The organism is Allochromatium warmingii, assembly GCF_900107145.1.
GTDB classification, from domain to species: domain Bacteria; phylum Pseudomonadota; class Gammaproteobacteria; order Chromatiales; family Chromatiaceae; genus Thermochromatium; species Thermochromatium warmingii.
The window spans coordinates 59,618-71,915 of record NZ_FNOW01000012.1 but is presented as its reverse complement, the minus strand read 5'-3'; the positions used below and the strand labels follow the sequence as shown (position 1 = coordinate 71,915).

Genomic DNA, 12,298 nt, shown 5'->3' with positions numbered 1-12,298 from the left:
GTGCTTGTCGTGTGCGTGCATGCCGCCAACATCTTTGATGGTACCGCCGCACGCGAAGTCATCGCACGCTTATTTTTACTCCTTCAATCCGTCAAAATTATTTGGACGGATGGCGCCTACGCCGGGGCAGAACTGATTGAATGGGTATTTAAGCAGTTTGCCTGTACGCTCACTCTTGTTCGGAAACACACTGGTCGCAAAGGTTTTCATGTCTTGCCACGTCGCTGGGTCGTTGAAAGAACATTCGCTTGGCTTGGACGCTCGCGCCGATTGAGTAAAGATTACGAGCGTAAGCCAACCTCTAGTGAGTCTCAAGTTTACTTAGCGTCTAGTCGATTGTTGCTTCGCCAAATTTGCAATAATCAAGTTCGCTATAAATTAGCCGCTGGCTAGAAAAAACTGATTTGCCAGTTTCTAGACAGCCTCTAAGAATTAGACAGGATTTACAGGATTATTCAGGATTAACAAGATTTGATTTTAATAAATCATTTTAAAATCCTGTCAATTTTGAAGCATCCTGTAAATCCTGTCTAATTTTTAAAAAACTTTGTGTTCTTTGCGCCTTTGCAGTTTTAATGAATAAATTATCGCGTTTAGAATTCACACCCCACGCCCCGCAAAATACGCTTCCAAAAACGTCTCAAAATCGACCTGATCGGCTGCTTCAATTGCCTGCTGTCGCGCAACGGATTCAGCGGCCAATTGCTCAAACGCCGCCAACCGCTCGGGTGCGAGGCGCACCTGACGCAACGCTTGCTGATGCTGCTCTGACCAGCGCCACGCCAATGCAAAAAAGCTCTCACCCTGTTCGCGCATCTCGGCGAGCATCCGCGCCGAGGGGGTCAGATCGGCATGATCGACTTTTTCGCGCTGGCGTTTCACATTCGCCGTGCGTGGGCCGTCGGCACCACCGTCGAGCAGTTCCGCAACCACTTGAAGATCATCAAGAATTTCATGCGCCCAATCGCGCAACGCCACCGTGTCCCGCTCACGCGCCAGCCGCAACCCTGGCTCGCGTCCACGATGCGCGACCCGTACCAGATTCTCGTCGATGTCGCGGCGCTCACGGCTGGCGATGCGCGGACTGTCTTGCAGCAGCGCGTAGAGCATCAGGGTTTCGAGAAATTCGAGCTGCTCCAGCCCGACGCCGAGCGGCTCGAATACACTGACATCCAGTGAACGCAGTTCGATATAGCGCACCCCGCGCCGACGTAGCGCGTGCGTCGGCTTTTCGAGCCATTCGGTAATCTGTTTGGGCCGCACCGTGCTGTAGTATTCGTTTTCGATCTGAAGCACATTGGCATTGAGCTGTTCATAGCGCCCGCCGACTTTGACCCCAATGGTTTCATATTGCGGGCAGGGCGTTTCAATCGCCCAAGTCAAACTGCGCACATAGGCATCGAGACTGTCATAACAGGCTTTCATGCCGGTGCCCGCTTCCTGCTTGTTTTGATAGCCGATGTCACCGAGACGCAGTGAGGTCGCATCGGGCGCGTAGAGTGTGCAGGCATCGAAGCGTTTTAAATCCACGTCATGCCCTTGCACAAAGCTATCGCAGACCGCCGGCGATGCGCCGAACAGATAGGGCACTAGCCAGCCGATGCGTTGCAGGTGGCGGATCATGCCCATCTGCGCTTCCGAGCGGAAGGCAACCGGATCGCGCTGATCGCCGCCATTGGCCTGATAGAGCGTCCAAAAATCCTCAGCAAACGAAAAGTTGAAATGCACGCCAGCGATGACCTGCATCATGCGCCCATAGCGGTTGCCGAGTCCGCGCCGATACACGGTTTTCATGGTCGCGGCATTCGAGCGGCCATACTGCGCCAGCGGAATCTGAGCGCCGCTGGCAATCACGCACGGCATACTCGTCGCCCACAGCCGTTCGTCGCCCAGATGTTGATTGACGATGACATGAATCTCGCGCAAGGCCGCGAGTACCGCTCGCGCATCGGTGAGCGCCGGTGTCACCAGCTCGATCAAGGCTTCGGAGAAATCGGTTGTGATCTGCGGATGTGTCAGGGCCGCACCGAGTGCCGCCGGATGCGGCGTCAGTGCTAAGTGACCCGTTGGCGTGACCCGCAAACTCTCTTTTTCCAGACCGATCCGATTGGCGCGGAGCGTCGCGCTTGCGCCAGCCTGTTGCAGATCTCGTACACGCTGTTCTACAGTCATCGCCACCGCACTCAAGGCTTAATCTCGCATCACTGCACGCGGCCCGGTCTGCGTCCGTTGCAGGACAATGCCATCGGCGAGAATCCGCGCTGCTTCTTCGGCCTCGATGCGAGCGATCACTTCGCGCTGTTTTTCCAACGCTTCTTCATCGACCGGATCGGCCTCTTCATCGACTGGTTTCAGCCCCCGCGCCCGCAAAAAGCGTTCTTGGTCGGCCTTAAAGCGTTGATTGCGGCGCTGATCTTCGGCGCGACGTTCCGCTTCGCGCAGCGACACCCGTTTTTGCGCTTCAACTTCACGCACTAACCGACTGCGCTCGGTGAGCATCTTGAATCCAGCATCCTGCGCGATCCGCTCTGCCGAGCGGCGAGCGAGCGCATCAAAGCGCAGATCGGCGACTTTTTTGAAGCCAGCCGGATCGATCTGTGTCCAGGGTAAGGCGTTGTCGAGCGCACGTTCGCCGTGCTCGCTGATGTAATCGGCGCTGGGGAAGCGAATATCGGGTTCCACGCCGCGCAGTTGGGTGCTGCCGCCACTGATGCGGAAAAACTCGGCCATCGTCAGCCGCAAGCGTCCCAGATCGCTTTGCTCGCCGGGCACATAGCGATTGAGGTCAATCAGCGTCTGCACCGTGCCCTTGCCGAAGGTTGGCTCACCGACAATCAGGCCGCGCCCATAATCCTGAATCGCGGCGGCGAAGATTTCCGACGCCGAGGCGCTCTCGCGGTCAACCAGCACCGCCAGCGGGCCGGTGTAGGCCACGCCTGGATCACGGTCGGCTTCCAGTTCAACCTTGCCGAACGCATCCTTTACCTGCACCACCGGGCCGGTATCAATAAATAAACCGGTCAGCGAAGTCGCTTCAGCCAGCGAGCCGCCGCCATTAGAGCGCAGATCAATCAATAGCCCATCAATACCGCGCATCACGAGATCGTTAATCAAACGCCGCACATCACGGGTTGTGCTACGAAAATCATTTGTCCCACGCCCTTCAGCCTCAAAATCGCGATAAAACGCTGGAATTTCGATCACACCGATTTTGACGCCTTGCGCATTCGCTAAATCCTCGACGACATAGCTTTTTGCGGCCTGATCTTCGAGTTTAATTTCATTGCGCACTAACGCAATTTCGCGCACTGGCTTGGATGAACCACTGGCTTTGGGCTGAATTTGCAACCGCACCACTGACCCTTTTGGGCCGCGAATTTTGTCCACGACATCTTCTAATCGCCAACCGACGACATCTTCCATCGGGCCATTTAATCCCTGAGCCACACCGAGAATTTGATCGCCCGTGCGCACCTGTCCCGAATCACGCGCTGGCCCGCCCGGAACGGTACTCTGCACGACCGTGTATTCATTATCTGACCGCAACACCGCGCCAATGCCTTCGAGCGATAATTTCATGCTAATGTCAAAATTCTCCGAGGTACTCGGTGACATATAGCTGGTGTGCGGCTCAATGGTTTCAGTGTACGCATTCATAAAGGTCTGAAAGACATCATCACCTTTGAATTGATGCACCCGCCGCACCAACCCTTCATAGCGTTTGCTCAGACGATCACGAATTTCTGCATCGGCTTTATCCGCCAAGCGTAGCGAGAGATAGTCGTGTTTTACGCGCTTGCGCCAGCGTTCATCGAGTGCTGCTGGATCGCGTGCCCAGGGTGTGGTATCGGATTCAAAGGTAAAGGTTTCAGCGGCAGAAAAATCAAAACGGCCGGCGAGTAATTTCAGCGCATGATTGACGCGCTCTTCAACCCGCGTGCGATAAACGCGAAACACATCAAAGGCAATATCTAATTCACCGCGCCGCAGACTCTCATCAAGCTGTCGCGCACCATTTTGAAACCGCTCAATATCACGGGCGAGAAAAAATGTCCGGCTTGGATCCAATGCTTTGAGATAGCGATCTAATAGGGTCGCGGCAAAGGTCGGATCGAGCGAGACTTTGCGATAATGATACCGCTCCAGCACTTTATTGATGACAATCGCGGCTTTGGTTTGGGTTGGGGTGGGAAATAGCTCGGCGAGGGGCACCGGAGCGGGCGTGGCAAGCGCCGTAGTTGCCGCAATTAGCAGCGCGGCGAACAGATAGGATAACCAAAAAAATCGCTGTTTCATTGATGCGGCTCATTAGAATGAGAATCCCCGGTCTTGCCGGATGGATAATTTGAGACAGGATTAACAGGATATTTCAGGATTGACAGGATTGCTGAATAATTTTTATCAAAATTTTCCTGTTAATCTTGAAAATTCTGTTAATCCTGTCTAATTATTGATAGACCTTGCGCCGATATAAATCCGTGCGGCGGCTCACCACGCGATCAACAAATAACAGACCGTCAAGATGATCGAGTTCATGCTGCACCGCCCGCGCCTCAAAACCGTTCATTTCATATTCCTGTTCCACGCCGTCAGCATTCTGCGCGGTGAGCCGAATTTGCGTAGCGCGAATGACATTGCCGGTATAATCAGGAACTGATAAACAGCCTTCGCGTCCCATCGCAAAGCCATCCCAATGGGTGATTTCAGGATTGATTAACACTAAATGACCATGATTGGGCGTTTTCGGGCGCGTCGATAAATCAACAATCACAATGCGCCAAAAGCGTCCAACTTGAGGCGCAGCAATTCCCACCGCTGACGGCCCAGCCAAGCGCGTTGCTTCTAAATCGGCAATAAAATCACGCAGGGTTTGATCGAATACCGTCACCGGCTCAGAAATCTGTTTTAAGCGCGGATCGGGCAATTTAAGAATGTCGAGAATCGCCATGTGTTAACCAATTAACACGTCAACCGGCGCGACATCAACCGCCACCCCGCGTTCACTCAGGGGCGCGAGCGCGTCGGCAAGGCTTTCAATGGTGTGGTCGCTATAGCCCTGAATATTCATAATGTAAACTGGCCGATCACGATCTCCGGCCACATCCGATTCCAATTCGAGGATATTAAAGCCCTGTGCGGCCAGAATTTCAGTCACATCGGCGACAATCCCCGCACGATCCGCGCCCGTTACCCGCACTTGCAGATTTGGCAGCAGATGTTGATGCAGCCCGCCGCTCATGGCATCCAGATGCACACGCAACTCCAATTCAGCGGCAACCGGCGCGAGCGCAGCGAGGATGTCCGCATTCGGACGCGCTGCGCTGACCATCAACATAATCGTGAAATTGCCGCCGAGCCGAATCATCGAGGCTTCGCCCAGATGACAGCCCAGCCCATAGAGCACGCGGGTGACACGGGCGACAATGCCCGCTCGATCCGCGCCGACCAGGGTTAATAAATTCCAGTCAACTTGCTTATCCGTCACGGTGTTGGACTCCCAGTGTTGTCGGGCGGCGCGAGCCAGATCAAACTGACCTGACGACCGGTGCGGCCATCGCGCCGATACGAAAAAAACCGCTCCGGCTCGGTCGCGGTGCAGTGTTCGCCGCCAAACACCTGCGTGATGCCGAGGCGAGCGAGGCGTTGCCGAGCTAATTGGGCCAGATCAGCCAGCCAGCGGTCAGGATGCGTCGGGTTCGGGCTGGGACGAAATGCGGCGCTTGCCGCTGCATCGACCGCGAGAAAGGCCGCCCGCACCTCGGGGCCGACCTCAAATGCCGTCGCGCCAATCGCCGGGCCGATCCACGCGAACAGGCGCTCGGGAGCGCCAGCGAAGGCCACAACCGTCTGTTCGAGCACGCCGTCGGCTAATCCGCGCCAGCCCGCATGAGCTGCTGCAACCTGGGTGCCCGTGTCATCGCAGAGCAACACCGGCAGACAATCCGCCGTCAGCACTGCGCACACGCGATCCGGCGTAGACGCGATCACCGCATCGGCTTCCGGCGGACTGGCCCCATTGATCTGCTCGGCGCGGATTAAGGTGCAGCCATGCACTTGCCGCAACCACAGTGGTTCCGTCGGCAACTCCAGCGCGGCGCAGAGTCGTTCGCGATTGCGCCTCACGCACTGCGGATCGTCGCCGACATGATCGGCTAAATTCAGGCTGGCAAATGGCTCCGAACTCACGCCGCCGCGTCGCATCGTCGCCACTGCTCGCACCGAAGCGGGCGCGGGCCAATTGGGTTCAAGCCAAGCGATTGGCGACATCGGCGGCCTCCTGACGCAACAGCCTTAACAGCGCAGCGAGATCGGCGGCCATCGGCACTTCCCAGTGCATCGCCTCTCCGGTTGCCGGATGAAGCAAGCCTAAGCGGATCGCGTGCAGCGCCTGTCGAGGAAAACTTTGCAGCGCGGCGGCGAGTTCAGGACGACAGCCACGCGGCGGGCGCGGTCGCGCCCCATAGGTGGTATCGCCGACGAGCGGATGATGCAGATGCGTCATGTGAACGCGGATTTGATGGGTACGTCCGGTCTCCAGCTCGACCGCTAACAGCGTGTGCCCGGGATAGGATTCCAGTACGCGATAATGGGTGATCGCCTCGCGCCCGTGCCTGACGACCGCCATCTTAGTGCGCTGCGTCGGATGTCGCCCAATCGGAGCGTCTACGCGCCCACCCGCGACCAGCGTGCCGAGCACCAGCGCCCGATATTCGCGGTGAACCACGCGCTTTTGTAACTGCTCGACCAGTGCGCTATGCGCTTGCAGCGTTCGCGCCACCACCATCAGCCCGGTGGTATCTTTATCCAGCCGATGCACAATCCCAGCACGCGGCAGCGCGGCCAGTTCCGGCGCATAATGCAAGAGCGCATTTTGTAGCGTGCCGTCGGGATTGCCCGCCGCCGGATGGACAACCAGCCCGGCCGGTTTGTTGATAATCAAGATCTGCGCATCGGCGTACACCACATCGAGGGCAATCGCCTGCGGGCGGTGTTCATCACAGTGCGTCAACTCGGCAGCAAGCCGAATCACCGCCCCGCCCCATACCTTATCGCGCACCCGACACGGTTGCTCATCGACCCACACCTGACCGGCTTCGATCCACTGCTGCAACCGCCCACGCGAAAATTCTGGCAGCAACTGCGCCAGCACGCGATCTAACCGCCCGCCCGCGTGATCGGCCGGTACCTGCACTCGCCGTCGAATGGATTGAACAGAATCAGTCATCCGCGCCCGCCCCGCCGGAACACGCCCCCACTGCGGGCTTCAGGTATACTGGAAAGGATTTGAAACAGATACTCATGCGCCATGCCACGAACGTTAACACGATTGACCGCGCTTCTGCTCGCTGTGACGCTCGCCGGATGCGGGATGTTCGGCCAAGAGCAGGATGAAACCGAGGGTTGGGATGCGGCCAAGCTCTATGCCGAAGCCGCCGCCGAGTTGGATGCTGGGTCTTACAAAAGCGCCATCGAACTGTACCAAACGCTCGAAGCGCGGTATCCCTTCGGGCGTTACGCGATGCAGGCGCAACTCGATGCCGCCTATGCGCATTATCGCGCCGATGAACCCGAAGATGCGCTCGCCGCTGCCGAGCGGTTTATTAAGCTCTATCCGCAAAATCCCTATGTGGACTATGCCTATTATCTCAAAGGCATTGTCAACTATAACCGCAGTGTTGGCTTTTTGGATCGGTTCATCCCGACCGATGCCTCGCAGCGCGACCCAGGCGCGGCGCTCGATGCGTTCAAAGACTTCGCCACCCTAGTCGAACGCTTTCCGAATAGTAAATATGCTGAGGATGCCCGCCAGCGCATGATCTATTTGCGCAGTAATCTGGCGATGAACGAAATCCATGTTGCGCGTTATTACCTGAAACGTGGCGCGTATCTGGCCGCCGCCAATCGCGCCAATTACGTTATTCAGCACTATCAACGCACCAGCGCCGTTGACGATGCGCTGGAAGTGCTCGTCGCCGCCTATGGTGCGCTCGGCAAGACCGATCTGGCCGCAGATGCCAAACGGATCCTCGACCTCAACCGCCAGCAAGGACGTTTTATTGCCGATGAGGTCAAGCCGAAAAAAGCCGATCTCACGCGCCGACTCTGGGATTATCTCCAGCTCGATAAGAACTGAGTGCGCCGCTCAAGCGGGTGTGCTCAGATCGCCGCTTCATTTTCCTCGCCGGTACGAATGCGCACCACGCGGGTAATTTCGGAGACAAAGATTTTGCCATCGCCGATTTTTCCCGTGCGTGCAGCGGCGGTAATGGCGTGAATGCAGTCCTCGACCTGATCGTCAGCCAGCACCAGTTCAATCTTCACTTTGGGCAGAAAATCGACCACATATTCTGCGCCGCGATAGAGTTCAGTGTGACCCTTTTGACGACCAAAGCCTTTAACCTCAATCGCGGTCATGCCGGTGATCCCCGCCGCTGACAACGCCTCGCGCACATCATCGAGCTTAAAGGGTTTAATGATTGCTTCGACTTTTTTCATGCGGATTTCCTGTTGCGCCGTCTGTGCTAAATCAATGACGGATCAGTATAGGTGGACGAGTGGGGGATGAACAGAGTCGATCGGTTTCCAGCGACCAGCCACCAGCGTTTTATCTATACAACGCTGTTGTATTTTTGCAGCAAAGCCCGCGTTTGGTCGGGCAAGCGTAAACGACTAGATGCGACAGTCACAGCGTACCGCTGCCTGTCGCACAGCTAGAGACTTACAGAACAAACACTTGCTGGCCAATAATCGGCCTGTGCAGCAGATCGCGCCGTTCGGCGTACTGCTGATACAGTGCCGGACGTTGTAAAAAATCCGCCGATCAGTATCATTGTGCGCTTGATGTCGCACGGAATTTGTTCCAAGCTTTGCGCTGGACATTGGCCCATTGGCGCGGCGCATTCGCCAAGCCCAGCGGGACGAGACCAAACGCACCGCATCCTGACCCAACAACGGTCTGACGCAGCGATTGCGCAGGGGCTGTACGGTTTGGCTGTAGCGCGTTAGACTTAGGCATTATGTGTTGATTGTGTCGATTCGTTTTCAAACCACAACCTTGGAGAGATCCACCATGACCAAGTTCGTTAAAGTTGCTTCCTTGTCGGTTGCTGCCATGCTGCTGCTCGGCGGCTGTGCTGACCAGGCGACGCGTGACACCGCACAGCAGGCACTGGACACCGCTAACAGCGCCCAGGCTTGCTGCAACTCCAACACCGAGCGTCTGGATCGGATGTATCAGAAGATCATGGGCAAGTAATTGCCTTGAGCTGATCCGCTTCGGTGTCCGACAACCTGTGGGACACCGGAGTCTTCCTGCATTGCCCGCTCGACCGCCTTCCAGTCAATCGTTACTCCTTCGGCATTTGCCATCGCTTCGGGAATCACCGCCCGATACGATAGTTGCGCACTCTTCTCCCCAGTCTGCACTTCCAAATACAGATCGTTGCCTAACCAGCCGACCTTATACGGCTGATCGATAATGGCCACCGGCGTCTTGAGACCGGCCATGCTGTAGAGTTCTTCAATCCCTTCGGGATACATGCGGATACAGCCGCCGCTGACTTCCATGCCCATACCCCACGGCTGATTCGTGCCGTGAATCAAATAATCGGGATTGCTCAAGCGCATCGCGTAGCGTCCGAGCGGATTATCCGGCCCCGGCGGGACGGTCGGCGGCAAGATGTGTCCTTTGGCGGCATGATTGGCGCGTACTTGTGGCCCGGGTGTCCAGACCGGATCGACGCGCTTTTCGATCACGTCAAAATTGCCCAGCGGTGTGGCCATGGCATCCTTGCCGACGGTAATGGCATAGATGCGCACTTCGTTCGGGCGATTAGCCGGATAATAATAGAGTCGCTTTTCGGCGCGATTGATGATGATGCCTTGACGCGGCACATTGGGGAGCACATAAAACGCGGGCACGAGAATTTGTGTGCCTTCGCCGGGTACCCAAATATCGACTTTGGGATTAGCTTGGCGCATGTCATCGAAGCCGAGATTATTCTGGCGGGCGATGTCAAGCAGCGTATCCTTAGCGCGTGCTGTGAAATAAAAAGGCGTCCCCACGACTGAATCATTGGGGTTTTCAAGCTGAAACGTTTCAGCCTGTGCGCCTTGAAATGCGCCCCAACTGAGCAGCGACGCGCCCAGCACCGGCGCAAGCCAAGATCGGGGGCGTCCGTTTGATACAAAACCGCTCATAAACCGCTCTAACTCCTCTGTTGCATAGTGATGAAAAAACCTTCGCGATTGTCGCACGTTCGCCATATTGGGATCGCGGCGCATGTGGATGCGGGCAAAACAACGCTCACCGAGCGCATCCTGCTTTATACCGGCGCGTCGCACAAAATCGGCGAGGTACATGATGGTGCGGCGCACATGGATTATCTGGCCGAGGAACAGCGTCATGGCATCACCATCACTGCCGCTGTCACCCAAGCGCCCTGGCGCGGGCATCTGCTCCAGTTGATTGATACGCCTGGCCATGTTGATTTTTCCATCGAAGTCGAGCGGGCATTGCGCGTGCTCGACGGTGGCATCATTGTGCTCGATGGGGTGCGCGGTGTGGAACCGCAGACCGAAACCGTGTGGCGCCAGCGGGCGCGGTTCAAGCTACCGGCGCTGCTGTTTATCAATAAGCTGGATCGTCCGGGCGCGGATTTTGACCGCTGTTTAGCTTCCGTCAAGCGGCAGTTGCACGCCGAGCCAGTGCCGATCACGGTGCCCGCGCCCGAATATGGCGGCGTGGTGCATTTGATCGAGCAAACACTGATTCGTTTCAGTGGCGAGCAAGGCGAGTTGGTGCAAAGCGAACCCTGTCCGCCCGCACTCTGGGCGCAGCAGCGTGAACGCCGCGAGGCGCTGGCGCTGGCCGCCGCCGAGGTCGATGAGGCGCTGGCGGATGTGGTGCTGGCAGGCGAGGAACCGACACCTGAGGCGCTCCGCGCTGCACTGCGCACCGGAACCTTAGCTGGGCTGCTGTTTCCCTGCTATGCGGGCAGTGCGCTGCGCAATCTCGGCGTGCAACCGCTGCTCGATGGCGTGATTGACTTTCTGCCCGCGCCGCTCGACCGTCCGCCGGCATTGGCCACGCATCGCGACGGCAGTGTGCAAACGGTGATGATGGAAACTGACGCGCCACTGGCGGCGCTGGCGTTCAAAGTGCAACTGTGGGAAGGGCGGCGGCATGTGTTCGTGCGGCTCTATCGTGGACGGCTCGCGGCGGGCGATACGGTCGAGTTTCTGACGGCGGACGGGCGCATTCAGCGCGAACAGGTGGCGCGGCTGTTTGAGGTCGATGCCGGCAAAAAGACCAAGCGCGAACACGCTGAAGCCGGTGAGATTGTGTTGTTAGCCGGACTGCGTTGGGCGAGTACCGGCGATACGCTCTGCGCCCCGGGTCAGGTGCTGATGCTCGAACGCATTCAGACTCATGATCCAGTATTGGGGTTAGCGATTACGCCGACCGCCGGTACTGATGAAGAGGCGCTGCTGGCGGCGCTCGACAAGGTGCAACAGGAAGATCCGACCTTGCGCGTGGCTGACGATCCCGAGACCGGACAACGGTTGTTGCGGGGCATGGGCGAGCTGCATCTACACATCGTCATCGAGCGTTTAGAGCGCGAATTTGGTGTGCAGGTGCGGGTTGGACGCCCGGCTGTGGCCACCCGCGAGACCATCACCGCGAGCGCCACCGCCGATGCGCTGTTCGCGCCACCACCGACGCCCGATCCGCGCCAGCCTGATCTGATGGCGCGAGCGATGGTGCGGGTGCAGCCCAGGGCACGCGGTCAGGGCACGACGCTCACCCTAGAGCCGCGAGTCTTGCCCGAGGGCGCGGTGCTCGATGCGCTGCATCTGCACGCGCTGCGCGAGGCGCTCGACCGCACGCTGGCCAGCGGTCCGCTTCAAGGAATGCCGCTGCTCGATCTGGCGGTGCAAGTCACGGAAGTGGAGTTATTCGGCGCGAGTTCGACGCCGAACGCGCTGGCCGCTGCGGTCGGCAAAGCCCTGCGTCAGGCGTTAGAGCGAGCGCATCCGGCGCTGATGACGCCGGTGATGCGGCTGGAAGTGATCGCGCCCGAAGCCAATCTGGGCGCGGTACTCGGCGATCTGCAAGCGCGGCGGGCGCTGATTCAGGCCACCGAGATTCAGGACGAACAAGCGACCATCCGCGCTGAAGCTGCGCTCGAACCGCTGCTTGGCTATGCAACCACAATACGCGGCTTAACGCAGGGGCGCGGACAGTTCAGCCTTGAATTTGCGCGGTTTGATCTGACGGCGTGCTAAATGCTGGAGG

General features: G+C 57.8%; 12 protein-coding genes. 4 read left to right on the top strand and 8 right to left on the bottom strand.

The annotated features are described in order from the left end of the window. Positions 1-393 (top strand): transposase (locus BLW10_RS05615; protein WP_143117020.1); only part of this gene is annotated, 393 nt, incomplete at its 5' end. A gap of 207 nt (positions 394-600) precedes the next feature. Here BLW10_RS05615 and gshA read toward each other — a convergent pair. From gshA to rluD, 6 genes are all read right to left on the bottom strand, one after another. Continuing rightward, positions 601-2,172, bottom strand: coding sequence for a glutamate--cysteine ligase (gene gshA, locus BLW10_RS05610; RefSeq protein ID WP_091332913.1), 1,572 nt, complete (start codon positions 2,170-2,172; stop codon positions 601-603). An 18-nt stretch (positions 2,173-2,190) separates the two neighbouring features. Continuing rightward, complete coding sequence (locus BLW10_RS05605; RefSeq protein ID WP_091332911.1) at positions 2,191-4,296, bottom strand: carboxy terminal-processing peptidase; 2,106 nt, start codon at positions 4,294-4,296, stop codon at positions 2,191-2,193. 151 nt (positions 4,297-4,447) lie between these two features. Then, on the bottom strand, positions 4,448-4,948 hold the full coding sequence (gene def, locus BLW10_RS05600; RefSeq protein WP_091332910.1) for a peptide deformylase: 501 nt from the start codon (positions 4,946-4,948) through the stop codon (positions 4,448-4,450). Positions 4,949-4,951: 3 nt separating this feature from the next. Continuing rightward, positions 4,952-5,485: a glycine cleavage system transcriptional repressor gene (locus BLW10_RS05595; RefSeq protein WP_091332908.1), complete on the bottom strand. Its 534-nt coding sequence runs from the start codon at positions 5,483-5,485 to the stop codon at positions 4,952-4,954. Then, a complete protein-coding gene (gene pgeF, locus BLW10_RS05590; RefSeq protein WP_091332907.1) occupies positions 5,482-6,267 on the bottom strand; it encodes a peptidoglycan editing factor PgeF in 786 nt (261 codons plus the stop codon). The genes BLW10_RS05595 and pgeF overlap by 4 nt, the downstream gene beginning before the upstream one ends. Next, positions 6,245-7,225 (bottom strand): 23S rRNA pseudouridine(1911/1915/1917) synthase RluD, encoded by a 981-nt coding sequence (gene rluD / locus BLW10_RS05585; protein ID WP_091332905.1) that lies wholly within the window; start codon positions 7,223-7,225, stop codon positions 6,245-6,247. The genes pgeF and rluD overlap by 23 nt, the downstream gene beginning before the upstream one ends. An 81-nt stretch (positions 7,226-7,306) precedes the next feature. On the opposite strand from rluD, the gene BLW10_RS05580 reads away from it, so the two are divergent. After that, a complete protein-coding gene (locus tag BLW10_RS05580) occupies positions 7,307-8,134 on the top strand; it encodes an outer membrane protein assembly factor BamD (protein ID WP_091332904.1) in 828 nt (275 codons plus the stop codon). 23 nt (positions 8,135-8,157) lie between these two features. Here the strand turns inward: BLW10_RS05580 and BLW10_RS05575 are convergent, their stop codons facing one another. Further along, entirely contained in the window at positions 8,158-8,496 is a 339-nt protein-coding gene (locus BLW10_RS05575; RefSeq protein ID WP_091332902.1) for a P-II family nitrogen regulator, read from the bottom strand. Positions 8,497-9,070: 574 nt separating this feature from the next. On the opposite strand from BLW10_RS05575, the gene BLW10_RS05570 reads away from it, so the two are divergent. Continuing rightward, complete coding sequence (locus BLW10_RS05570; RefSeq protein ID WP_091332900.1) at positions 9,071-9,256, top strand: alanine-zipper protein; 186 nt, start codon at positions 9,071-9,073, stop codon at positions 9,254-9,256. On the opposite strand, the gene BLW10_RS05565 is transcribed toward BLW10_RS05570, so the two are convergent. Continuing rightward, a complete protein-coding gene (locus tag BLW10_RS05565; protein WP_091332899.1) occupies positions 9,235-10,200 on the bottom strand; it encodes a L,D-transpeptidase family protein in 966 nt (321 codons plus the stop codon). The two genes, BLW10_RS05570 and BLW10_RS05565, sit on opposite strands and share 22 nt — an antisense overlap. Positions 10,201-10,230: 30 nt before the next feature. Here BLW10_RS05565 and BLW10_RS05560 point away from each other — a divergent pair, with 30 nt between their 5' ends. After that, on the top strand, positions 10,231-12,288 hold the full coding sequence (locus BLW10_RS05560; RefSeq protein WP_091332896.1) for an elongation factor G: 2,058 nt from the start codon (positions 10,231-10,233) through the stop codon (positions 12,286-12,288). Positions 12,289-12,298: the final 10 nt, after the last annotated feature.